At 70.0% G+C, this 23,270-nt stretch carries 16 protein-coding genes; 4 read left to right on the top strand and 12 right to left on the bottom strand.

Annotated features, from left to right (window positions below; genetic code table 11):
- Window positions 1–7: 7 nt before the first annotated feature.
- The 3 genes from ACTOWL_RS16320 to ACTOWL_RS16310 form a co-directional block, all read right to left on the bottom strand.
- Complete coding sequence (locus ACTOWL_RS16320) at window positions 8–1,132, bottom strand: ABC transporter permease (protein ID WP_441322306.1); 1,125 nt, start codon at window positions 1,130–1,132, stop codon at window positions 8–10.
- Window positions 1,133–1,147: 15 nt separating this feature from the next.
- Complete coding sequence (locus tag ACTOWL_RS16315; RefSeq protein ID WP_441322305.1) at window positions 1,148–2,134, bottom strand: ABC transporter permease; 987 nt, start codon at window positions 2,132–2,134, stop codon at window positions 1,148–1,150.
- A 62-nt stretch (window positions 2,135–2,196) separates the two neighbouring features.
- Window positions 2,197–4,149, bottom strand: coding sequence for an ABC transporter substrate-binding protein (locus ACTOWL_RS16310; RefSeq protein WP_441322304.1), 1,953 nt, complete (start codon window positions 4,147–4,149; stop codon window positions 2,197–2,199).
- A 269-nt stretch (window positions 4,150–4,418) separates the two neighbouring features.
- Here ACTOWL_RS16310 and ACTOWL_RS16305 point away from each other — a divergent pair, with 269 nt between their 5' ends.
- The 3 genes from ACTOWL_RS16305 to ACTOWL_RS16295 all read left to right on the top strand — a co-directional run bounded on the left by ACTOWL_RS16305 (window position 4,419) and on the right by ACTOWL_RS16295 (window position 7,463).
- Entirely contained in the window at window positions 4,419–5,147 is a 729-nt protein-coding gene (locus ACTOWL_RS16305) for a FadR/GntR family transcriptional regulator (protein WP_441322303.1), read from the top strand.
- A gap of 2 nt (window positions 5,148–5,149) precedes the next feature.
- A complete protein-coding gene (locus ACTOWL_RS16300) occupies window positions 5,150–6,043 on the top strand; it encodes an NAD-dependent epimerase/dehydratase family protein (protein WP_441322302.1) in 894 nt (297 codons plus the stop codon).
- 376 nt (window positions 6,044–6,419) lie between these two features.
- Window positions 6,420–7,463 (top strand): LysR family transcriptional regulator, encoded by a 1,044-nt coding sequence (locus ACTOWL_RS16295; protein ID WP_441322301.1) that lies wholly within the window; start codon window positions 6,420–6,422, stop codon window positions 7,461–7,463.
- A gap of 42 nt (window positions 7,464–7,505) precedes the next feature.
- On the opposite strand, the gene ACTOWL_RS16290 is transcribed toward ACTOWL_RS16295, so the two are convergent.
- Genes ACTOWL_RS16290 through ACTOWL_RS16280 form a run of 3 tightly spaced genes read right to left on the bottom strand, consistent with a single transcriptional unit; the run spans window position 7,506 to window position 11,754 of the window.
- Window positions 7,506–10,031: a two-component system VirA-like sensor kinase gene (locus ACTOWL_RS16290; RefSeq protein WP_441322300.1), complete on the bottom strand. Its 2,526-nt coding sequence runs from the start codon at window positions 10,029–10,031 to the stop codon at window positions 7,506–7,508.
- The gene (locus tag ACTOWL_RS16285; RefSeq protein ID WP_441322299.1) at window positions 10,028–11,038 is read right to left on the bottom strand and encodes a cytochrome-c peroxidase; all 1,011 of its coding nucleotides are present in this window, start codon (window positions 11,036–11,038) and stop codon (window positions 10,028–10,030) included. Before ACTOWL_RS16285 ends, ACTOWL_RS16290 begins: the two co-directional genes overlap by 4 nt.
- Complete coding sequence (locus ACTOWL_RS16280; protein WP_441322298.1) at window positions 11,038–11,754, bottom strand: response regulator; 717 nt, start codon at window positions 11,752–11,754, stop codon at window positions 11,038–11,040. The genes ACTOWL_RS16285 and ACTOWL_RS16280 overlap by 1 nt, the downstream gene beginning before the upstream one ends.
- A gap of 300 nt (window positions 11,755–12,054) precedes the next feature.
- Here ACTOWL_RS16280 and ACTOWL_RS16275 point away from each other — a divergent pair, with 300 nt between their 5' ends.
- The gene (locus ACTOWL_RS16275; protein WP_441322297.1) at window positions 12,055–12,768 is read left to right on the top strand and encodes a PP2C family protein-serine/threonine phosphatase; all 714 of its coding nucleotides are present in this window, start codon (window positions 12,055–12,057) and stop codon (window positions 12,766–12,768) included.
- 99 nt (window positions 12,769–12,867) lie between these two features.
- Here ACTOWL_RS16275 and ACTOWL_RS16270 read toward each other — a convergent pair whose 3' ends face one another.
- Genes ACTOWL_RS16270 through tssK form a run of 6 tightly spaced genes read right to left on the bottom strand, consistent with a single transcriptional unit; the run spans window position 12,868 to window position 23,149 of the window.
- Window positions 12,868–14,583, bottom strand: coding sequence for a hypothetical protein (locus tag ACTOWL_RS16270; RefSeq protein WP_441322296.1), 1,716 nt, complete (start codon window positions 14,581–14,583; stop codon window positions 12,868–12,870).
- Window positions 14,584–14,642: 59 nt separating this feature from the next.
- Entirely contained in the window at window positions 14,643–15,395 is a 753-nt protein-coding gene (tagF, locus tag ACTOWL_RS16265) for a type VI secretion system-associated protein TagF (protein WP_441322295.1), read from the bottom strand.
- A complete protein-coding gene (gene tssM / locus ACTOWL_RS16260) occupies window positions 15,392–19,003 on the bottom strand; it encodes a type VI secretion system membrane subunit TssM (RefSeq protein ID WP_441322294.1) in 3,612 nt (1,203 codons plus the stop codon). Before tssM ends, tagF begins: the two co-directional genes overlap by 4 nt.
- A gap of 14 nt (window positions 19,004–19,017) precedes the next feature.
- Window positions 19,018–20,325: a type IVB secretion system protein IcmH/DotU gene (icmH, locus tag ACTOWL_RS16255; protein ID WP_441322293.1), complete on the bottom strand. Its 1,308-nt coding sequence runs from the start codon at window positions 20,323–20,325 to the stop codon at window positions 19,018–19,020.
- On the bottom strand, window positions 20,309–21,784 hold the full coding sequence (gene tagH, locus ACTOWL_RS16250) for a type VI secretion system-associated FHA domain protein TagH (protein ID WP_441322292.1): 1,476 nt from the start codon (window positions 21,782–21,784) through the stop codon (window positions 20,309–20,311). Before tagH ends, icmH begins: the two co-directional genes overlap by 17 nt.
- Before the next feature lie 27 nt (window positions 21,785–21,811).
- On the bottom strand, window positions 21,812–23,149 hold the full coding sequence (gene tssK, locus ACTOWL_RS16245) for a type VI secretion system baseplate subunit TssK (RefSeq protein ID WP_441322291.1): 1,338 nt from the start codon (window positions 23,147–23,149) through the stop codon (window positions 21,812–21,814).
- Between the last annotated feature and the right edge of the window lie 121 nt (window positions 23,150–23,270).

Raw genomic sequence — 23,270 nt, 5'->3', positions numbered from 1 at the left:
GGGGCCATCACTTGTTGTAGGGGTCGGCCGCATCGCGCAGGCCGTCGCCGAGCAGGTTGAGCGCCATCACCGCGACCACGACGAAGGCGCCGGGCGCGAACAGCCAGGGCGCGGTCGCGATCGACCGGATGTTCTGCGCCTCGCGCAGCAGCACGCCCCAGGAGATGGTCGGCGGCTGCAGCCCGAGGCCGAGGAAGGACAGCGCCGTCTCGGCCAGGATCATGGCCGGGATCGCCAGCGTCACCGAGGCGATGATGTGGCTGAGGAAGCTCGGCATCATGTGCCGGAAGATGATCCGCCCCTCGCTGCAGCCGTCGAGCCGGGCGGCGGTGACGAACTCCTCGGTCCTGAGCGACAGGAAGCGGCCGCGGACGACGCGGGCCAGCTGGGCCCAGCCGGTCAGCGAGAGGATCACGGTGATCATGAAATACTGGGTGATCGCCGGCCAGTCCTGCGGCAGGGCGGCGGCCATGGCCAGCCAGATCGGGATCGTCGGCAAAGCCAGCACGAATTCGATCACGCGCTGGATCACGAAGTCCGGCCGGCCGCCATAATAGCCGGAGATGCCGCCGAGGACGAGGCCGATGGCGAGCGACAGGAACACGCCGAGCAGGCCGACCGACAGCGAGATCTGGGCGCCCTGCATGATCCGGCTCCAGACGCAGCGGCCCAGCCGGTCGGTGCCGAACAGGAACAGCGGCTGCTTCGGATCGGCCGAGGCGACGAGGTGCAGGTCGGTGGTGAACAGGCCGAGCACCGAATACGTGTAGCCGCGGCCGAACAGCGAGATCGCGATCTTGCGCGCCGGGTCCTCCTGGTAGATCGCGGCCAGCGTCTCGGGATCGCGGGCCAACTTGTGCGGGTGGAAGTACAGGCCGACCTGCAGGCTGCCGTCCTCTGCCCGGTCGAACAGATGGATCGCCTGCGGCGGGTGGAAGGCGGCGCGGGCATTCTGCTGGCTCGGGTCGTTGATCGCGAACAGGCCGGGCACGACCGCGATCACATAGAGGATCACCACGATCACCAGCGAGGCCATGGCCAGCCGGTGGCGGCGGAAGGCCCACCAGATCAGCTGCCACTGGGAGGCGACGGCGAGCTGGCCGGCGGGCGCGACGGTCGCGATGTCGGTCATGCAGGCCCCTCCCGGCTATTCGAGGCGGATGCGCGGGTCGACCAGCGCCAGCAGGATGTCACTGATCAGCGCCCCGATCAGCGTCAGGGCGCAGATCAGCAGCACGAAGGCGCCGGCCAGATACATGTCCTGCGCCATCAGCGACTGCAGCAAGAGCGGCGCCGCCGTCGGCAGGTTCAGCACGATCGCCACCACGATCGAGCCGGAGACCAGGTTCGGCAGCAGCCAGGCCAGGGTGGAGATGAACGGGTTGAGGGCGACCCGCACCGGGTATTTCATCAGCAGGCGGAACTCGGACAGGCCCTTGGCGCGCGCCGTGGTGACGTAGGGTTTATGGATCTCGTCCAGCATGTTCGCCCGCATCACCCGGATCAGGCTGGCCGTGCCCGAGACGGCCAGGATCAGGACCGGGATCCACAGGTGCTGCAGCAGGTCGATGGTCTTGGCGATGCTCCAGGGCGCGTTCTCGTATGCCGGCGAGAACAGGCCGCTGACGTCCTGCCCGAACTCGATGGCGGCGACATACATCAGCACCAGCGCCAGCAGGAAGGACGGGATGGCCAGCCCGGCGAAGGTGATGATCGTGACGATGCTGTCGCCGATCGAGTATTTGCGCACCGCGGAATAGACCCCGATCGGCAGCGCGATCGCCCAGGTCGCGATCAGGGTGGCGAGGGTCAGCACCAGGGTCAGCGCCATGCGTTCCCAGATCAGGTCGCTGACCGGCTGCTGCCATTCGAAGGACAGGCCGAAATCGCCGCGGGTGATGATGCCGCCGATCCACTTCGCGTACTGCCACAGCATCGGGTCGTTCAGGCCGAAACGCTCGCGCAGCGCCGCCGCCGCGTTCTGGTCGACGATCTCGTTCGAGGCGGCGAGCGTCGCGACATAGCTGGTCACGAAGTCGCCGGGCGGCAGCTGGATCAGGACGAAGGCCAGGAAGCTGACCGCGAACAGAGCGGGCACCATCCACAGCAGACGCTTGGCGATGAAGCGGAGCATCCGGGTCTCTCCTCGGAACGAACGCTGAGCGACGGAGGAAGCCGGCTTCCCGGGCTGACGCGTCAGCTCGAGAAGAAGAACTGCTGCGGCATGGCCGGGCCGGGATTCGGCCAGGTCCAGGAATCCGGCTCCTTCTCCGGCGCGTTGATCAGGTTGGTCTTGACCACGCCGAAGGTGTTGGCGGCGAGGCAGACGCCGACCGTCTCGAACGCCTCGGCGGTCAGGTCGAACAGCTGCTTCATGATCGCGCCGCGCTTGTCGAGATCGGCGGTGCCGCGCGCCTCGTCGAACAGCTTCATGCGCTGCTTCTGGCTCTCCGGCGGCTCCTCGCCCGACTGGCCGTTCGAAACGTACCACAGCGTCCAAGGGATGGCGTAGCGCGAGCCCTGCGGGTGCTGGGCGAAGAAGTCGCGCGGGTCGAACATCGGGTCGAGCCCGCCCGAGCCCGGCCACACCGCGGCGTCGTGGTCGTTGCTGTCGCCGCGGGTGTAGTACAGCGCGCGCTCGATGGTGTTGACCTTGATGTCGATGCCGATCGCCGCCCAGTGCCGCTTCACCAGCTCGAGCACGTCGACCAGGTCGGGATTGAGGGTCGGGATGACGTCGATGGCGAAGAAGATCTTGCTGCCGTCGGGATGCAGGCGGAGGCCGTCGCCGCCGGCCTTGTAGCCGGCCTTGTCCAGGATGGCGGCCGACTGGTCCGGAGCGAACTCGGTGAACTGCCGGCCGAGCTTCTCATGGTACCAGGGATGGCTCGGCCGCGGCCCGGTCTGGTAGGGCTCGGTCTGGCCGAAATAGACCAGCTCGATGATCTCCTGCCGGTCGATGCCGAGGGACAGCGCCTGGCGCACCTCCTTCTGGCTGAAGAAGGCCCGCAGCTTCGGGTCCTTGTGGCAGATGTTCAGGTAGATCTGGCAGGCCTGCGCCGCCGAGGGTTCGAGCTCGATCAGGCGGTAGCCGCCCTTCTCCCGGTTCTGCGACAGCGTCGGCTTGTTCTGGAGCGCGCTGACGTGCCGCTCCTGGATGTCGAGCTTGCCGGAGATGGCGTCGAGCAGCAGCGATTCGACGTCCTGCGAGATGCCGAAATAGAGCTCGTCGACATAGGGCAGCTGGTTGCCCTCGGTGTCGACCTGCCAGAAATAGGGGTTGCGCTTCATCACCACGCGGGTGGCGCCGCCGACATAGGGCTCGGCGATCACCCAGGGGTCGAGGGTCGGCTTCTCCGCATTGCCCCAGCGCTGCGGGATCTCGATGTCGCCGTTTTTGGCCCGGAACAGATCGGTCCACTTCGACAGCTTGGCCTGCGTCACCAGCTCGCCGACCTTGTCGTTGTACTTGGGATGGAACTGGCTGGCGTAGTGCTTGGCGAACAGCGTCGGGTGCTGGCCCAGCGGGGTCGCCAGCGTCTCCAGATAGGTGGCGTAGGGCGCGGCGAAGGTGAACTTGACCGTGGCGTCGTCGACCTTGCTGACGACGACCGGCTTGCCGGTGATGGCGAGCTGCGACGGGACGGAGCCGTAGAGCTCGGAGTTCTTGGCGCAGTCCTCGATCGAGAAGACGATGTCGTCCGCGGTGAAGGGCTGGCCGTCCGACCATTTCGTGCCCTTGCGCAGATGGAACACGAACTCGGTGGCGTCGGCGTTGATGTCCCAGCTCTCCGCCAGGTTGGGCAGGGCCTTGGTGAATTCGAGGTTCCAGCGCACCAGGCCCTGGTTGCCGACCATGCGCAGGATGCCGTTGTGGTCGGACGAGCCGCGCAGGCCGCGATGCAGCGTGCCGCCATAGGTGCCGACCCTGGTCAGCGGCTGCACCACCAGCGGGTTGGCCGGCAGCCGCTCGGCCAGCGGCGGCAGCTTGCCGTCCTTCGCCAGCTGCGCCAGATCCGGGGCCTCGCCCTTGGCGGCCTGGGCATGGGCGAGGCGCACGGCCAGCGGCAGCGCCGCCACCCCGGCGAGACCCTTCAGAACCATGCGTCGGGCGAACACGTGCGGCGAGGCGCTGAGCTTGTCGTCCATCCTGGGACCCTCCCCTGTGTGCTGCGTCGGATCCGGCTTCGCCATGCGTGCCGACCCGCTTCCTTTGCCGCTCCGGTCATATTACAAATATTGACAAATCACAACCGCAATGGCCTTGTTCCGGATGTTTTCTGTCGTCCGGGATTGCTGCAGCGCAAACAGCGGAAAGACCGGTGAGTCCAGGCGAGGGTGGACCATTTCGGCGCGAAGGCCAGGCGGATCACAGCCGTGATCAATCTTGACAACTTGCCGGCGGGGGGATGGCGGGCATGAGTGGCACGGACGGCGATGCTGGCCTATTGCCGCGGGACGGCGGGCCGCCGGCCCGGCTGAGCGAGGTGGTCTATGACGGCATCGTGTCGCTGATCGCGCATGGCGATTTCGCCGTGAACAGCCGACTGCCCTCGGAATCGGAACTGTCGGTGCGATTCGGCGCGTCGCGGCCGGTGGTGCGCGAGGCGCTGGGCCGGCTGCGGCAGGACGGGCTGGTGGTCTCGCGCCAGGGCTCCGGCTCCTATGTCCGGCGGCAGCCGGACCTGGCGGTGCTGCGCTTCGCCCAGGTCCGTTCGCTGGCCGATGTGCAGCGCTGCTTCGAGTTCCGCGCCGGGCTCGAGGCCGTCGCCGCCGCGCTCGCCGCCGAGCGCTGGGAGGCGGAGGATCTGCGCGAGATCGAGGACGCGCTCGAAGCCCTGGAAGCCTGCCTCGGCAATGGCGAGCTCGGGGCCGACGAGGACCGGCGCTTCCATGAGGCGGTCGCCCGGGCGACGCGCAACCCCTATCACGTCGCCGTGCAGTCCTCGCTGGCCTCGCACATCGCCGTCGGCATGAACATCACCCGCCACCTGAGCCGGATGCGGACGCCGGAGCGGATCCGGGCGGTGCAGGACGAGCATGTCGCGATCGTCCAGGCGATCCGCCGGCGCGACGCCGGAGCCGCGGCCGAAGCCATGCGCCGGCACGTGCTGAATGCCCGGCAGCGGATGTTCGAAGGAGTGTGATCTTGATTTCAGACGTCCCGCCCGGCAGTGGCCCCGCCGGCGCCGAAGCCCTTGCGGCCGCCACCTCCGCCAAGTCGATCGTGCTGACCGGCGGCTCGGGCAATGTCGGCCGGGTGCTGCGCCGGGCGCTGACGGGCCGCATCGCGGCGGTGCACATCCTCGATGTCGTCGACCCCAGCCCGCTGGCGGAGCATGAGAGCTGGAGTTCCATCGACATCACCGACCTGGCGGCGCTGACCGCGGCGGTCGAGGGCGCCGACGCCATCGTCCATTTCGCCGGCTATCCGAATGAGCGCGCGGCCGAGGACATGCTGCGGGTCAACGTGCTCGGCACCCACAATGTCTATGAGGCGGCGGCCCGCGCCGGCATCGGCCGCGTGGTGCTGGCGTCGAGCAACCATGTCACCGGCTTCTACCCGCGCGACGCCAGCGTCGGGGTCGAGGACCAGATGCGGCCGGACAGCCTCTACGGCCTCAGCAAATGCTGGGGCGAGCTGGAGGCCGGGGTGTATTTCGAGAAGGCCGGCATCCGCACCCTGGCGATCCGCATCGGCAATGCCGGCGAGCGGCCGTTCGACCCCCGCGGCCTGGCGGTATGGATCAGCCCGCGCGACCTGGCCCAGCTGGTGCTGATCGGCCTGGAGCATCCCGAGATCGACTGCACCACCGTCTACGGCGTCTCGGCCACCGACGCGGCGTGGTGGGACAATTCGGTGGCGACCGCGCTGGGCTACCGGCCGCAGGACCGCACGGTCGACTTCGCCGCGCCGGAGGCCTTCCAGCCCAAGGTCTCGCCCCTGCCCGAGGTGACCGACCACTTCCAGGGCGCCGGGTTCTGCGCGCTGGGTCACGACGGGGCCGTGCGCCGCCGCCGCGTCTGGCGGAACCGGAGCTGACGACCCCAAACCGGATGCCACCATGTGCCTGACGGATGTTCACAAGCCGGACCCGGCGCGGGCAATTTAGGCACCGGCGCCAGGCTGTCCCTGAGGACGCATCCGAGACGCATCTGTTCCCGCGGGAACAGCAGCGGGCGCCGGATTTCATCTGTAACGATTTCGGCCGGTTCTGAAATCCGCAATTAACGCGGCTGACGACACTTGGCTCCTGCAGCCGGTGGTTCCCACCGGCCCGGATCGGGGGCCCTCCCGGTCCGGCGACATCAGCACGAGCCGACCGGCGGGCCACTGCCGGACAGGCATCACCACGACCCGTCTGTTCCGTCACAGGAGCGCCCATCCCCACGGGCCTCTCCTGCGAGAGGGGAGAACCATGTCCGAACTCGCTTTCACCCGGAAGACCTCGATGGAGCGGCCGCAGCCGGCCCTGATCGTCGGCGGCCGCCAGGCCGCACCGCAACGGACGATGCCGAATCTGGCCTCGGTCGACTTGAATCTTCTGGTGGCGCTCGACGCGCTGCTGGAGCACCGCAACGTCACCCACGCCGCCCAGCATGTCGGCCAGAGCCAGCCGGCGATGAGCCGGGCGCTGTCCAGGCTGCGCGGCATGTTCAACGACGAGATCCTGGTCCGCACCTCGACCGGCCTGGCGCCGACGCCGCGCGGCGAGCGCCTTGCCACAGCGCTGCCGTCGGTGCTGGAGGCGATCCGCGAGATGGTGACGACCCGCAGCTTCGCCCCCGGGGAATGGCGGTCGAAGGCGACGATGGCGATGCCCGACCACCAGGCGCTGGTGCTGCTGCCGCGCCTGCTGCCGCGGCTGCGCGAGCGCGCGCCCCTGCTCGACGTCGTCACCGATCCGCTGCTGGCCGGCGCGCTGCGGCGGCTCGAGCTGGGCGAGATCGACCTCGCCGTCGGGCAGATCGGCGACACCCCGCCCGGCTATTTCCGGCGCAGCCTGTACTCCGACCGCTTTGCCTGCCTGCTGCGGCAGGACCATCCGGCCCTGGCGCAGGAATGGACCATCGAAAGCTTCTCGAGACTGCGCCATGCCGTGATCGCCTCGGGCTCCGAGGACGGCTTCGGCCAGGTCTATGACGGGCTCGCCAAGCTGAACCTGCCGGATCGCGACCCGATGCTGGTGCCCAACATGCTGACGGCGCCGGCGATGATCGCCGAGACCGACCTGGTGCTGACCGTGCCCCATCGCGTCGCCACCCGCATCGCCGCCATGATGCCGCTCGCGGTCGTCGAGCCGCCGCTGGAGCTGCCGCCCTACGAGGTGGCGCTGATCTGGCACGAGCGGCGCCATCGCGACCCGGACCACAGCTGGCTGCGCGGCGAGATCGCGGCCGCGGCGCTGGCGGCGGTGCAGGGCAGCCAGGCGATGGGGTCGGGCGACGCGTCGGCGTCCTGATCCTGCGGATCATGCCGGGCCGGGACGACCGGCCCGGCCGCCTCAGACGTGCTCGCTGTCCGCGGGCGCCAGGCACGAGGACAGGCTTTCCGCCAGCAGCCGCGACCGCAGCGGCTTCCGGAGGACCTTGAGGATCCCGGCCGCCTCGATCTCGGCGGCATCGAGGCCGCCGAAATGGCCGGTCATCAGCAGGATCGGCAGGCCGGGACGGAGGCGATGCACCTCGGCGGCCAGCGCGATCCCCGTCACCTCCGGCATCAGCGCGTCGGTCAGGACCAGGTCGAAGCGGTCGGGGTCGGCGCGGAAGGCGGCCAGGGCGGCGGCGCTGCTGTCGAAGCCGACCGGCTCGTAGCGCAGGGCGGCCAGCATCTCCTCCAGCAGCAGCACCAGCGGCGTCTCGTCATCGACCACGAGGATGGTCTCGCCGCGCCCCCACAAGGCCGATGCCTCGGCGATCTCCTCCTCATCCACCACCGGTTCCTCGGTCAGGGGCAGATAGGCCTCGAAGGTGCTGCCGGCGCCGGGCCGGCTCTCCACATTCATGGCGCCGCCCTGCCCGGTGACGATGCCGTACACCGTCGGCAGGCCGAGGCCGGTGCCGCTGCCCACCGCCTTGGTGGTGAAGAAGGGCTCGAAGATCCGCTTCATCACGGCCGCGTCGATGCCGTGGCCGAAATCGGTCACGCTGAGCCGCACATAGTCGCCGGCCCCCAGAGGCCCGTGCGACAGCACCGCGTCCGACGGGATGCGGGCCAGGTCGAGGCCGATCTCGATCCGGCCGTGCCCGGCCATGGCGTGCGAGGCGTTGGTGCAGAGATTCATGACGATCTGCTGCAGCTCGGTGACGTCGCCGAGGATCGCCGCGTCCCCGGCCGCGAATCGCCGATGCAGAGCGATCGACGGGGGCAGGGACGCGCGCAGCAACTCCAGCGCCTCGGCGACCACGGGTTCGGGGTGGATGGCGCGGTAGCGGCGTTCGCAGCGGCGGCTGAAGGCCAGGATCTGGTCGATCACCGACTGCGCCCGCGTCCCCGCGGTCATGATCTGCTTCACATATTGCTGGGTCGAACCGGTGCGCGTCAGCGTCGACAGCGCCAGCTCGCCGTATCCGAGGATGGCGCCCAGGATGTTGTTGAACTCATGGGCGATGCCGCCGGCCAGGGCGCCGAGCGATTCCAGCCGCTGCGACTGGGCCAGCTGGGTTTCCAGCGCCTCGCGCCGGACCTCGCCCCGCTCCCGCTCGATCGCGTTGGCGAAGCTTTCGGCCGCGGTGCGCAGCAGGGTGACGTCGGCCGCCGACCAGCGCTTCTCGGCCGTCACGCCCTCGAACATCAGCACGCCGGAGCGGCTGCCGGCCTTGCCCAGCGGGATCGACAGCCAGGAGCGGAGGCCGAGCAGCGCCAGGCGGTCCTTGATCGGCCCGTCCGGCAGCGCGACGACGGACGGAACATGGATCGTCCCGTCATCGACCGCGGCCGAGATCGGCCAATCAATCGCGAGATCGAGCAGCATCCGCCCGGTGTCGGCCGTGTTCGGGACCTGGGCCTGCGACCACGCGTACTCGCGGTCGCCGGGCGCCGTGTCGCCCCCCCAGACGAAGATATGGGCGCGGTCGAACAGCATATGCTCGGCCAGCCGCGCCAGGCCCTGTTCGATGCCGTCATCGAGGCTGGTCCTGGGCAGGTTGATGAAGTCGGTCGAGATCGTGGCGATCAGGTTTTCCAGGGCGAGGCGCTTCTCCAGCGCCCGCGCATTGGCCCGCAGCCGCAGGAACAGGTAGCAGACATAGGTCCCCAGGCCGACCGCCGCGGCGTAGAGCAGGAGGCGGAAATACAGGGCCCACGTCGCCGCCCTTCCATAGGCGGAGAAATAGGCCTGCTTGATCGTCTGCGCCTGCTCCGCGATCGGCGCGGCCTGCAGGCGGACGACCAGACCGTCGACGGTCGGCAGGGTGGCGAGGATCAGGTGCCCGTGCGTGACCAGGGCGTCGACGCCCGGGGCCGCGGCGGCCGGGACGGCCAGGTTGCGCAGCCGGTCGAGCGCGGCCGACAGCTCGGCCGCCATCTCGCTTCTGGGGTCGGCGGCGAACAGCAGCATGGCGCTGGCCAGGCTGCCGATCTCCGACTCCAGGACGGTCTGCCGCACACCCTCCGCCTGGTCGAGCTGCCGGGCCGTATGGTTGAAGAAGCTGAGCGAGTTCTGCAGCAGCGCGTTGCTGGATTTGAAGTCGTCGACCAGCCCTTCCTGGTCGTCGACCCCCGCGATCAGCTGCGCCGCGTCCTGGTCGATGGCGGTGCGCGCGTCGCCGTCGGCGATGTCGCCGGCGGTTTTCAGGCTGGCCGCCGCCTGCCGCAGCGCCGCCACGGACTGCACCAGGGGGTCGTAGGTGCGCAGCAGCCCGGTGCGGGACCGCAGCACGTCGCGCTGCAGCGCCGCGTTGTTGAGGTCGATCGAGCGCAGCGCGTCCAGCGTGCGCTCATGCTGCGCCGAGTCTGGCGTGGCGCCGTGGACCAGCAGATAGGTCAGCGCCAGCAGCAGGGCCAGCAGCGCGGCGCCCAGCGTCCTCATCGGGCCTCGGCGGCGGTGATCTGAGACAGCGGCCTGCCCTCGTATTCGCCGGTCAGCGTGCCCAGGAACTGGATGATCAGGTCGCGGTCTTCCTGCGGCATGGTGCGGCCGAGCTGGGCCTGGGCCATGATCGCCACCGCCGCGTCGAGCGTGTCGGCGCTGCCGTCGTGGAAATAGGGCGCGGTCAGCGCGACGTTGCGCAGGCTGGGCACGCGGAACACGCGGCGGTCCGCCTCGCGGCCGGTGATGGCGAAGCGGCCCTGATCGGCGACATCGTCATCCGAGCGGCCCGAGAAGGGGTCGGAGAAGATGCCGAACTTCTGGAACAGGTTGCCGCCGACGTTGCGGCCCTGGTGACAGGCGACGCAGCCATAGGCCTTGAACAGCTCGTAGCCGCGCTTCTCCTCCGCGGTGATGGCGGTGGCGTCGCCGCGCAGATAGCGGTCGAAGCGGGCGTTGGGCGTCGACAGCGACCGCTGGAAGGTGGCGAGCGCGTCGAGCACCGAGTCGCGGGTCGGTCCGTCGCCATAGGTCGATTCGAAGGCGCTGCGGGTGCCGGAATCCTTGTTCAGCTTCGCCAGCACGTCGGGCCAGCGGGCATTCATCAGCCGGGGCTCCAGCAGCACCGCCTCGTTATGCGCCTCCAGCACCCGGTGGTTGCCGCGCCAGTTCAGGCGGAAATCGCCGGCGACGTTGAACACGGTCGGCGTGTTGAACGGCTCCAGCTCTCCGTTGGCGCCGGTGGAATGGGCCAGGCCGTCGGCCCCGCCGCGATTGAACTCGTGGCAGGAGGCGCAGGAGCGGACATCGCCGCCGGACAGCCGGACATCCGAGAACAGCGCCTTGCCCAGCGCGACCTTCGCCGGGTCGAGGGTGCGGTCCGGCTCCACCGGCGCGATCGGCTCCTCCCGGGCGGGGTCGATGCCCTGCCCCAGCGCCGCGCCGAACACCAGCACCGCTAGGCCGGCGGCCACGCCCCACGCCAGGCCTCGCGAGACGGCGCGCATCACAGCGACTCCACGGCGGGGGCGAAGACATAGCCGATGCCGCGCTCGGTCCGGATCAGGGCCGGGTCGCTGGGATTGGCCTCGAGCTTGCGGCGCAGGCGCAGGACCAGCACGTCGACGCTGCGGTCGAACACCTCCGCGTCGTGCACCCTGCTGGTGACCAGCAGCTGCTCCCGGGTCATCACCCGCTGCGGCGACCGGACGAAAGCCGTCAGCAGGTTGAACTCGCCGGAGGTCAGGCTGATCTCGGCGCCGGCCGGGGAGGTCAGGCGCCGCCGGGCGACGTCGAGCTCCCACCCGTCGAAGCGGTAGCGGGCCCGGCTCTCCCGCCGGCGCGCCCGTTCCCCCGCCGATTCCAGGCGCCGGAGGACGGTCCGGATCCGGGCCACCAGCTCGCGCAAGGCCAGCGGTTTCGTCAGGTAGTCGTCGGCGCCGAGCTCGAGCCCGATGACCCGATCCATCTCCTCCAGCCGATGGCCGGTGATCAGGATCACGGGCGCGTCCGAATGCGTGCGCAGGCCCCGCATCAGATCCATCCCGTCCTCCTGCCCCAGCTTCAGGTCGAGGATGATCAGGTCGATGTCCTCCGTGCCCAGGATCCGCGTCATCGCCGCGCCGGATGCGGCCGGCCGGGCCTCGAAATCATGGCGATCGAGGTATTCACAGATCACGTCGCGCATCGCCGGATCGTCGTCGACCACGAGAATACGTTTCACCGCGTAACCTCGCCCGCGAGTTCGGTCAGATCTGTCTCCATGCGATTGAACATGGCGGTGAGCGGCAAAAGCATAGGAAATACCACCCCATCCGCCGAAGGCGCCATGCCGCCCGGAGACATACCACCATACCGACTGCGCATGAAGCGAAACTGCCCGGGGCCTGGCTAAGATGGCCCATGGCGAGCGCACAGGCGAAGCAGGAGGAACGGTTGCGGCGAGACCGAGCGGGCCGGACCAGCGGCAGCGCCCCTTCCCCGGAGCCGACGATCGGCAAGGCCCCTCAGGCCTGGTAGCCGCATGGTCGAGCATCGATACGACTGGGCGGCGAAAACCGATGCCGGCGCCGTCCGCCAGCATAATGAGGATGCGTTCCTCCTGCGGCCCGAGCAGGGCCTCTGGGCCATCGCCGACGGCATGGGCGGCCATCTGCGGGGCGATCACGCCAGCCGCACGGTCATGGACGCCCTGGCGCAGGGCCACACCCCGATCGAGGAGATCCGCGCCCGGCTCACCGCGGCCCACCGGGCGCTGCTGGCCGAGGCCGCCAGCCTCGGCGACGGCGCGGTGATCGGCGCGACGGTGGTCGTCCTGGTCGTGCGGGACGGCCGCTTCACCTGCCTGTGGGCGGGGGACAGCCGGCTGTACCGGCTGCGCGACGGGGTGCTGCGGCAGCTCACCCGCGATCATTCCTATGTCCAGCGCCTGATCGACAGCGGCAGCCTGACGCCCGAGCAGGGCCGCCGCCATCCCGGCGCCAATGTGATCACCCGCGCGGTCGGCGCCTCGGGGCCGCTCGAGCTCGACCTGGTGCAGGGCGACAGCCGGCCCGGCGACGTCTATCTGCTGTGCAGCGACGGCCTGAGCAATGTCGTCGCCGATGCCGAGATCGCGGATCGCCTGGCCGCCTTGCCCTGCGCGGAGGCGTCGGCCGCGCTGCTGGAGCTGGCGCTGGCGCGCGGCGCCCCCGACAACGTCACCCTCGTCGTCCTCGCCGATCTTGCGGACGCCTGATACCGGCGACCGTACCGTCCATCGCGCGGCATCTGCCGCTGTTTCGCCGGATCGATCCCGGGCCGGTCTCCGGGTTGCGGAGACCGGCCCGGCGAGGGTCTATGCCCCGGCCGCGGCAGTGGCACCCACCGATGCGATCCGCTCCAGACCGTTGCTGACGCCGGAGAGCCCCTCCCGCAGCGTCTCGCCGACGGCGCCCTGGCCGATGTCGAACGGCGGGTCATCGAGCAGATCGACGATGTTGTTGCCGTCGAGATAGCCGAGATTCGTCCGGACCGTGTCCGCCACCACCTCGATCGCCTTCGCCCTGGCCTCGCCCTCCTGCCCGATGATGGCCCCGAGCTGATCGGAGATCTCGCCGTCGATCTGCAGGAAGATGTCCTCGACATGCGCCCAGGTGCCGCCAAGGGCCTCCACCTTGACGATCTGGCCGACCTTGTGCCTCACCTCGTCCTTCTGCTTGATGGCGGCGTTGCGGTGCGCCTCCCACACCTCCCGGATGCTTACGACCAGGCTGGCGACGAGATCGTCCCCTTGGGCCGTCTCCGTCTTCTTGAAGCCGAGCAGGCCGGCCAGTTGGTCGTCCTTCTCGAACATCTGCTGCGTGACGGCAATCAGGCGCTGCACAGCCTTGCGCTTGCCGTCCGCATCGCCGTCCTCCTTGGGCCAACCCGACGCCACCATGCCCTCGATCCGGGTGCGGCTCGCCCGGTCCAGGTTATAGGGGAGAGGGCGCTGCTGGGCCCGCACCTTGGCCAGCTTGAACAGCTTCTCCGTCACCTCCTCCTGGGTGAGATCGTCGGTCGAGACGCTGTCGAGATCGATGCCGTCCACCAGGAGCTTCTCGCGGCCGGGCTTGTCCTGTTCGCCGTCGTCGGCCGCCGGAGTGTCGTCCACATATTGGAGATTCCGCAGATTCTCGGGGTAGGCCAGCATGATCAGCAACCGGCAGGTGAAGTTGTGCAGGGCCATCTCCCGCTCTTCCGGCGGCAGGGCGGCCAGCATGTCCTCGAGCCAGGCCGTGATCTTCTCGGTCAGCGGGCCTAGCTCGGCCTTCTGCCCCGCCCCGATCTGGCGGCTCAGGCTGATGGCGTGGCCGGCGATCGTCGCCGACGCGGCGGCGACGCCCTGCTTCAGCTCGTCCGAGAGGGGCTTGTCATCCCCTTCCTCGTCCTTGCTGTCCGACTCCTCCACGCCCTCCGTCAGATCCTCTTCGGGGACGTCTTCATCCCCGGCCTCGCTGGCCGTGGGCGTCAGGATCGGTGAGCCTTCCGAGTCCGAGTCCGAGTCCTTGCCGACCGGCGAGATGGGCTGTTCAGCGACGCTCGCCGGCTGATCGGCCTCGGCCTCCTCGGACGAGAACTTCTGTTGGTTCTCCGCCTCTGTCTGAGTAAAGAGGTTCTCCTGATCCTCCGGAAGATTGGTCTCCGTACCGATCGAATCATAGGGGACTTCTAGTCCAAATCCGCCTCTGAAATATTCCCTAAGGCCCTTGTGGAGCGACTGCGCACTGCCTTTCTTCAGCCTCACGTTCAGAATATTGTCCGGGCCCAGCCTCGCCAGACCAATCGCTATGAGTTTGTATTGATCCTTTTCTTTCTTTGTAGTGATCTTTTTCGGCTTTCCTTCATAGTCCATGATCTGCAGCTTTTTCGTCAGCCCGCTGAGTCCCGACGGCATGACAAGCGCAACCGACTGGCCCTCAAACCCGAGATGGGCCAGCGCGATGCAGCACTCGGCACCGTTGCGCTGCGTCTCCTCGATCCAGGCCACAGACTTCTTGGCCCGAGCCTTGTTATGCACATATGTGACCATGGCTCACCTCTCTAGAGCAAAACGGTTGAGAAACTCGGATACGGGACGGGTTGCGGCCCTCACTGGTCCCGGTCCCATTCGTCGTTTTCAGACCCGCCGCGGGCCGGCGGCCGGACGGACCAGCCGTGCCGCGCCCAACGGCCGTCGACCAGGGCCGGGAAACCGTCCGGCGCCACCAGGCCGGCGCTGACCGCCACGCCCGGCGGCACATGCCGGGCGCCGGTGGTCCACCACAGGCCCCCGCGCCCGGCCAGCGCCGCGACCGCGGCCGGCGCCGCCGAGGCGATCGGCAGATCGACCCAGGTGCCGACCCCGTTCTCGCGGATCGGGGACTGAGGGACCGAGGCCCCCCGGACGACCGACCAGGGCGGCAGGCCGCGGCCGAACTCGGCGAGATCGAAGCCCTCGCCCAGGGCATCGAGCGCCAAAGCCTCGGCGGCGGCGAACCAGGGGCCGCTGCCGGCCATCAGGCCGACCGGGTCGACCGGCCGCTCGATCTCCTGCCCCAGCATCAGCGGGAAGCAGCGCCCGACCGCGTCGACGCTCGGCATCAGCACGCCGATCAGCGTGAACCGGCCGCAGGCGCCGGCGGGCAGGATGAAGCGCCACAGCGGCGCGACGAAGAACAGGTCCGCCCAGTCGGCGCCGATCGCGGCCTCGCCGGCGGCGACGGACTGCTGCAGCCAGGCATCCCAGCGGCCGACGGTCTCGGGCCGCAGCCCGGCACCGACGAAATCGGCGCGGGCCGGCAGCTTGCCGTAGAAGCCGCAGGGCCGCTCGGCCGCGATCCCGGCCGGGATCCGGGCGCTCACAGATCCTGCGGGCATCGGAACTGCGACAGCAGCTTGCCGGACAGCGGGTTCATCACGCTGTCGGCCTGGAGGAGAAAGGTCGCCCAATGCGCGCCCGCCGCCAGCCGCAGCTGGAGCCGGTCGGAGCCGCCGAGGCGCCGCGAATCGGCCTGGTCCAGCAGGCGGAACAGGCCCCAGGCGCCGGTCCTGGACAGGGTCGCGTCCTGGTCGCCGGTGAAGGTGATCGAGGCGCCGCCGACGCCGCCGGTCGCCGGCCAGCGGAAATGCATCGCCGTCGACGCGCCGCGCCGGTGCTCCAGCCGCTGGCCGTCGATCTCGACCACCATCGTGTCGGTCGACGGGTCGGTCTCGGCGACGGTGAGCACGAAGCCGACCGAGGGCTGTGGCCCGGCGTCCTGGAACATGCTGTCGCGGATCGCCGCCGCGCGCTGGAACTGGGCCAGGGTGCCGCGGTCGAGCCGGAAGTCGACATTCCCGGTCGGCCGCACCTTCCACGACCCTTCGGACATGTCGACGAAGGGGGCCAGGTTCGCCGCGAAGAAGCTGTCGATCGCGCCGTTGCGGCCGAACAGCCGGGCGAAGTCGTTGAGCGGGACGTCCTGGGCGGAGCCGGGGCTGAACGGGTAGCGCCCCTCGGTCGCCCGCTGGCACAGCGCGCCGGGGCCGCTGGACCAGACGCTGGTCAGCTGGCGCTTGGCGCCGGTGATCGACAGGTCCGAGCTGGTCCGGCTGACGCCGAGGATCCATTGCCGGATCGGCTCCGGCAGGTTGGACGCGCCGGCCTCGATCTGGCGGATCGCGACCGCCGCCTGGTCGCCCTTCTGCAGCGAGCCCGCGCCGCCCAGCCCCTGCATCTCGCTGAGCGAGCGATACAGGCCGCCGAGGTCGCGGATGGCGCTGTCGATCGGCGCCTGGGCGTCGGCCTGGCTGTTCGGCGGCACGTCGACCAGCTGGTGCAGCGACTGGAAGTGATCGTTCAGGTAGCGCCGGGCGATTCCCTCGGGCGTGTCCGCCGCCGTCTGCGGCCGGAACAGCGCCTCCAGCTTGCTCGGCGGCACCTTGCCCGGCTGGGCGGCGCCGTCGCCGGCCGGCGCGGCGTCCGCGGGCGCCGGCGGCCGCTCCAGCTTGGTCTCCTGTGCCGCCGCGACCAGCAGCAGGCGGATCGGCGAGGTCGGCGCGGCCAGCGTGTTCAGGGTGCGCAGGGAGTCGTCGACCGTCCGCATCGGCCGGATGGCGATGTCGCCGATCATCTGGTCCCAGCGCAGCGCGAATTCCTGGGCGTAGAGCGCCGACGCCTCGCGCTGCAGCTTCAGGCTGGCGTCGCTGCCGGCCGGGGCCGTGGCCGCCTGCGGGTCCAGCACCCAGCCATCGGCGGCGACCGCGTCGGCCACCTGCGGCAGCTGCGGCAGGAAGACGTCGTAGAAGCCGGCGCTGGTGTAGATGCCGGGGATGCCGGCGCTGAGCGGCTGGCCGGACCGGCGGGTCAGCACGCCCTCGGCCACCGGCCCGGCATGGTCGGCCAGGCGCCAGCTCGGCTCCCGCCCCGCCTCCGGGCTGGCCACGACGGCGTCGAGCACCCGGCGGGCGAGCGAGACGCCCTGCAGCTTGGCGCGGGTCTTCTCGATCAGCTCGCCGTTCAGCCCGATGTTGGACAGCGGGCCTTCCAGCATGGCGTCGAGATGGCCGGCCAGCGCGCGGCGCAGCCCGGCATCGGCGTCGCCGGGGAACTGCACGCCCCAGTCGAGCGCCATCCAGCTGCGGACGACATCGGGCTGCAGCGGGCCCTGCTGCCCCAGCATCAGATAGACCTTCAGCGCCTCGTACAGGAACGGCGGATCGTCCTGACGCTCCGCCAGCACGGTCTCCAGCCGCAGGATCAGGCGCGGCAGCAGCAGGGTGTTGAGGGCGTGGCGGTAGGCCGCCCGCGTCTGCACCCCGAGCTTGTCGCTCTGGTCGAGGCCGAAGCCGGCGAGACGGTCGGGCCCGGCGTCGTCTTCGGCATAGCCGGTCGGGATCTCGCGCAGCTTCTGCAGCAGCGGCGCCACCGGCCGCAGATCGGCGCTGTCGACCCGGTCGAGCTTCAGGGTGTTGGCCTCCGCGGCATAGCTGCTGGCGGTCAGTTGCACGCTCTCGATCAGGTCGATATTCCGTTCGTAGCTGATCGTCCACAGGATGCCGGCCGCGGCCACCACCGCCGCGATTCCGGCGTAGAGGCCGTATTGCAGCCGCCGCCGGCGCCGTTCGGCGCGGGGGTCGGCATTGACCAGCCCGGCCTCGGCGAACACCACCTCGCGCAGCAGCCGGTTGATGAAGTAGCTGCGCTTCTGCCCGCCGAATGTGGGGCGCGGCGGCCGGGCAACGTCGAAGGTCCGCGACATCGCCTCGACCACGCGGTCCAGCGGCGTGCCGACCTGGGTTCCGCTGACGAAGTAGACGCCGCGGAGCATGATCGGCTCCTCGAAGGAATTCGGGGCGAAGGCCTCCTGCATGAACTGATGGGTCAGGTGCTTCAGGCTGGCGACCTGCTGCGGGAAGCCGAACACCAGGGCGCGGCGCTGGATGTCGCTCTCCTGCTGCATCCGCTCCAGCAGCCGCTCGCCGAGGCGGCCGACCAGCGCGTCGTATTCCGCCTCATAGCCCTCCATCGAGCCGCCCTCGCGCTCCGGCTCATGCGCGAAGGTGAAGCCCCAGACGGCCTCCCGCCCCTCGCGGCCGAGATCGTCGAAGAACTCGACGAAGCCGGCGAGCAGGTCGCTCTTGGTCAGCATCACATAGACCGGCAGCCGCAGGCCGAGCTCGCGGTAGAGCTCGAGCACGCGCTGGCGGATGCGGGCGGCATGGTCGAGGCGCGCCTCCTCGGAGGTCGAGGTCAGCTCGCTGATGCCGATCGCCACCAGCACGCCGTTCAGCGGCTGGCGCCGCCGATTGCGCTTGAGCAGCCGGAGGAAGCCCAGCCAAGCCGCCTTGTCCTGCTCGGCATCGCTGTCCTGGGTCATGTAGCGGCCGGCGGTGTCGATCAGCACCGCGTCGTCGGTGAACCACCAGTCGCAGTTGCGCGTGCCGCCGACCCCGCCGACCGCCTTGCGGCCGAACTTCTCCGCCAGCGGGAAGCTGAGCCCGGAATTGACGATCGCGGTGGTCTTGCCCGAACCCGGCGGGCCGATCATGACGTACCAGGGCAGCTGGTACAGCCAGCGCCGGCCGCTGGCCCCGGCGAAGCGGCGCCCCTTCAGCGTGCCCAGGGCCTCGCGGAAGCGGCCGGAGATCGTCTCCAGCTCCTTGCCCGCGGCGGCGGTGCCGTCCCGACCGCCGGTCCGCGAGGACTCCGCGGCGCCGCCCTCGTCCTTCTTCCCGGTCCCGATCCCGGTCAGCGCATTCGAGACCCGCGATTGGACGAGGCTCTGGAAATGCGACTGGATCAGGTAGGTCACGGTGTAGCCGACCGGGATCAGCATCGACGCCACGATCTGGCTGCTGATGTTGTCCAGCGGGGCGAAGCCCGCGATCGAGATCAGCGGCCCGAGTGTGAAGATCAGGGCACAGACGATCCCGGTGCCGAGGCCGACATAGAGCCATTTCGACCGGAGTGCGCTCTTGATGGACTGCATGGCCGTCCGTCCCCTCAACTATTCGTCGTCTTGTTGATGATGATTTCGGTCCGGCGATTCTGCTGGCGGCCCTCCGGCGTGTCGTTCGCCGCCACCGGCTCGGTGCTGCCCCGGCCCTCTTCCCGCACGCGCCCGGGCTCGTTCATCTTCGACGTGATGATCTCGGCGACCGATTTGGCGCGAGCGAGCGAGAGGTGATAGTTCGACGGGAAGGCCAGCGACCGGATCGGCGTGGCATCCGTGTGCCCGGTCAGCAGCACCGCGCCCGGCTGGTCGTTCAGCGCCTCGCCGATCCGCCGCAGCAGCGGCTCGAACTGGCTCTTCACCGTCGGGCTGGCGGAGTCGAACATGCCGGCGCCGCGGATGGTGACGACGATCTGCGCGGCATCCTCGGCCACCGTGACCAGCCCTTCGCGGATCTCGGGCTCGAGGAAGCGCCGCAGCCGGTCGCCGCGCATCACGATCACCGGCGGCGGCGGCGCCACCCGCGCCAGGCTGACCGCGCCGGTCGGCGGCAGGGCGGCAAGCTCGTCGAAGACCAGGTCGGAGCGGGCGTTCAGCGCGAACAGCAGCCCGGCATAGAGCAGCAGCAGCAGTGCTGTGCCGGCCGCCCCGACCACCCAGGCCGGGACGATGCTGCGCAGCAGCTTGCGGGCGGCGGCCACGCCCCGCCAGTGGGGGGAGATGTCGCGCTCGAACTCGCCGCGGGCCGCCCGGATCAGGCGGTAGACGTCCTCGCGCAGCACGCTGAGCTCGGAGGCGCCGCGGGACGCGATCCGGAACCGGCCCTCGAAGCCCAGGCTCATGCAGTAGTAGAGCAGCTCCAGCAGGTCGACATTGACGCCCGGGTCCTTCTTCAGCTGCGCCAGCAGGTCGAAGAACCGGTCGCCGCCCCAGGTCTCGCTGAACAGCGATCCGACCATGCTGCGCGTGGTCCAGACGCTGCGGCTGCCCCAGGGCGTGTTCAGGACGATGTCGTCGATGGTGGCGCAGAGCGCGTATTTGCTGGCCTTGATCGCCCGCGGCGCCAGGCCCAGCGGCGTGACCCGGCGCTCGAAGGCGTCGATCTCGCGCAGCACCCTCTGGCGCAGCCCCTCGACATCGGGATGGCTGCTGCTGTTCTTGAGCTGGGCGCAGAGGCCGAGCAGCGCCGCCGCGGCCGCGACCAGCGGGCCGAGCCGGTCGAGCGCCAGCGCCTCCCAGAACCGTTCGACCGACGAGGCCTGGGACGGCGGCGGGGGCACCAGGGTCAGCCGCCCGCCCGGATTGGGGCGGGCGGGACCGCGCGGCATCAGGACGGTTTCCTCAGTCGACATCGCCATCCTGCCCCTCTCCTTGCGGACGGCCGCTGCCGTCCGCGTCCCTGTGCTGCGGTCCCCGCCGGCCGGTGTCGCCGGCGCGATAGGCGCGCGCGAAATCGGCGCCGAAGATGCGGAGCGCGTCGTTCTCGAGGCCGGAGACCACGTCGTCGAAGATCCGGCGGTATTCGTCCCAGCCCCGGGCCTTCTTGGTGCCGGGCCAGTGCCAGCCGGCCTGCCCGACCGCCGTCTCGACCGAGGCCGGCGACAGGCGGTCGCAGACGCTGTGCAGGGCTTCCTGCAGCGCCGCGAGCATCGCGACCTCATGCGCCCGGATGTCGGAGAAGGCCTGCTCGACCGCGGCGTCGCCGCGGATGAAGCCCGGGATCTCGACGCAGAGGAGCGCGTGCATCGCCTCCTTCGCGTCGAGCGTGAACTTCAGCGGGTTGTTGCCGGAGCGCTCGATCATCGTGCGCTCGATGCCGAATTCCTGCTTGGCCAGCTGGCGGGCCGAGAGGATGCCGTGCAGCCCGGCGACGGAATGCAGCAGCATCCGCCCCGCCCGGTCCATCATGGTCGTGAGGTCGACCGCGCCGACATCCGCCGGCGACAGGCCGCAGGCGGCGAGGAAGGCGGCCACGGCGCGATCGGCGTCGCCGCCGGGGCCGGCAGCCGCCGGATCCGCCACCGGCCGGGGCGGCGGGGCAGGCTGCACCTCCGGCTCAGGCGGCGGGGCCTCGAGGATGTCGTCATCGTCCGGCGGGGTGATGATGTCGACCCGGGTGAAGGCAGGCGCAGGTTTTGCCGCCGGCGTCCCGCCGAGCTCCGCCATGATGTCCCAGTCGTCGGGGATCGCCTCGACGCCGGATCTCGGCTGCACGAAGACGACGGCATGCTCCGGCACATGATCCGCATAGGAGGCGGTCGGCTTGCGGACGGCCGACCAGTCGTCCGCCGGCGGGTCCCGCGGCGGGCCGGAGCCCGGTGCCGGCAGCATGTCGCCGTCGATCTCGCCGAGCAGCGGCTCCTCGCGCCGGCTGGTGATGCCGCCGCCGAGCGAGGGGCCCATCTGGACCGTGCCGAGGAAGCTCAGCTCCTCCGCCGGCGGCGCGGTGCGCTCTGGCTCGTCGGCTTCGACCGCGGCCGGCGTCGAACCCGGCGCCGCGATGACGTCGATCCGATAGCTGCCGATCTGGATGACGTCGCCGGCCTTGAGCGCCACCGGCACCTCGCGCGGCAGCGCCTCCGCCTCGTCGTTCAGGAAGGTGCCGTTGCGGCTGCGGTCGATCAGGACGAAGCGGCCCTCCGCCGGCTCGATCGAGCAGTGATGCTTGGAGATGGTCTGCTGCGCGTCGCGCAGGACCAGGCCGTTGTCGTCGGCCCGGCCGATGGTCAGCGCGGACTCCGCCTCGACCAGACCGTCGGATCCGACGGTCTCGGGCAGGCTGGACTCCGGGCTGTCTACGCGGAGGACGAGGGCCATGGGGGACACCTGGTCGGTTGCGGGTTGCTACTGGCCACGGATGGCCCAGAGCGCCATTTCGAGGTTCGGGAAGTCGCCGGCGACGTGCAGCGCCAGGCCGCCGGAATGGCGCATGTCCTTCCAGAACGGGCTCTGCTGATCGATCTCGAAATAGGTGACCCCGACATGGAAGGGGATCTGCCGCGGCGCCACCGGCAGCGGGTTGATGATGATTCCCGGCAGCGCGACGTTGACGAGCTCCTTGATCTTCTCGGCCGGGCCGATCTTGATCTGGGTCGGGAACTCGCGGCGCAGCCGGTCGACCTCGACATCGGCGCGGGCGGCCAGGACGAAGGTCGCGGTCGTGAACAGCGAGCGGTCGGCGACCTCGGCGATGTGGACGCCGTATTTGTGCTGCTTGAGCGGCACCGGCACCGCGGTCTGCTCCAGCACGGCGCTGAGCGACGCCCGGATCGACTGGATCACCGGCCGGAAGCTGAGCGCGAGGTCCTCGTGCTTGTAGCCGCCGAAGGCCGGCGGCCGCTTCTCGGTCCTGGCATAGGTCGCCAGCTCGCCGGCGAGCTGGACCATCAGGCCGTACAGCGCTTCCGGATGCACCACCGCGGCGCCGGAGAGGTGGGAGAAGTAGGGCTCGTAGCGGTTGATCGCCTGCAGCAGCAGGAAATCGGCGATCTCGGCCACGCCGCGCGTGCCCGATTGCGACACCCGGGCGGCCAGGGCCTCGCCGCGATGATGCAGCAGGCCGGTGATCTCGGTGATGTAGTTCGAAAGGGTGCGGGAGCCGGCGCAGTCCATTGTCGGCGGGATATGCGCGTCGTCGAGCACGACCTGCCGGTCGGCCCGGACCTCGACCAGCCGGGCGATCGGCAGGCAGGAGAAGCCGGCCCGGTCCGCCCCGTCCGGCAGCAGCTGGAAGCGCAGCCGCGCCACCTCGATCGAGGCGCCGTCGCGCTCGCCGGCATTGGTGTCGACCAGATCCTGGTCCGCCACCGCGAAGCGGATCGGCACGTCGGTCGCCGCGCGCCCGTCGGTCTCGACCGCCCCGGGCTGATACAGCGGCACGGCCAGGTGGATCAGCGAATCCCGCAGATGCTCCGGCACCTCATAGGGGGTTGGCTGGTCGGCGTCGTCGGGGATGCTGAACGGCGTGCCGTCCTCCATGACGCCGCGGGCCGTCTCGATCGCGATCTTGCCGAGGCTGAGCAGCTCGCGGTTGAGCCGCAGCTCGGTGACGCCCCAGCCATAGCCGCGCAAGGCGGCCGTGCGGCTGCGGACGAGCTTTTCGACATAGCGGTCGCTCTGCTGGAAATGCTGCGGCCGGAGGAACAGCCCTTCCGACCAGACGACCCTGTTGTCCCAAGACATCCTGCGCTCCGCTTCATCCGAGGCCGCCCGGGCGTGGGCCCGGGCCGGCGATCAGGGATGCGGACACTCTGAAGGTTTCATGCGTGTCCCCCGCATGCGCAGTTGATATCCGGTCATTCGG

It is taken from the genome of Inquilinus sp. CA228, from assembly GCF_052078665.1.
GTDB lineage: Bacteria > Pseudomonadota > Alphaproteobacteria > DSM-16000 > Inquilinaceae > Inquilinus.
Note: the sequence above shows the minus strand (reverse complement) of the source record. Positions and strands in the feature narration are given on the sequence as shown.

Coding starts and splice junctions, on each gene's coding strand:
- ACTOWL_RS16320 (WP_441322306.1), bottom strand. CDS start 1,132: ATGACCGACATCGCGACCGTCGCGCCCGCCGGCCAGCTCGCCGTCGCC.
- ACTOWL_RS16315 (WP_441322305.1), bottom strand. CDS start 2,134: ATGCTCCGCTTCATCGCCAAGCGTCTGCTGTGGATGGTGCCCGCTCTG.
- ACTOWL_RS16310 (WP_441322304.1), bottom strand. CDS start 4,149: ATGGACGACAAGCTCAGCGCCTCGCCGCACGTGTTCGCCCGACGCATG.
- ACTOWL_RS16305 (WP_441322303.1), top strand. CDS start 4,419: ATGAGTGGCACGGACGGCGATGCTGGCCTATTGCCGCGGGACGGCGGG.
- ACTOWL_RS16295 (WP_441322301.1), top strand. CDS start 6,420: ATGTCCGAACTCGCTTTCACCCGGAAGACCTCGATGGAGCGGCCGCAG.
- ACTOWL_RS16290 (WP_441322300.1), bottom strand. CDS start 10,031: ATGAGGACGCTGGGCGCCGCGCTGCTGGCCCTGCTGCTGGCGCTGACC.
- ACTOWL_RS16285 (WP_441322299.1), bottom strand. CDS start 11,038: ATGCGCGCCGTCTCGCGAGGCCTGGCGTGGGGCGTGGCCGCCGGCCTA.
- ACTOWL_RS16275 (WP_441322297.1), top strand. CDS start 12,055: ATGGTCGAGCATCGATACGACTGGGCGGCGAAAACCGATGCCGGCGCC.
- ACTOWL_RS16270 (WP_441322296.1), bottom strand. CDS start 14,583: ATGGTCACATATGTGCATAACAAGGCTCGGGCCAAGAAGTCTGTGGCC.
- tssM (WP_441322294.1), bottom strand. CDS start 19,003: ATGCAGTCCATCAAGAGCGCACTCCGGTCGAAATGGCTCTATGTCGGC.
- icmH (WP_441322293.1), bottom strand. CDS start 20,325: ATGGCGATGTCGACTGAGGAAACCGTCCTGATGCCGCGCGGTCCCGCC.
- tagH (WP_441322292.1), bottom strand. CDS start 21,784: ATGGCCCTCGTCCTCCGCGTAGACAGCCCGGAGTCCAGCCTGCCCGAG.
- tssK (WP_441322291.1), bottom strand. CDS start 23,149: ATGTCTTGGGACAACAGGGTCGTCTGGTCGGAAGGGCTGTTCCTCCGG.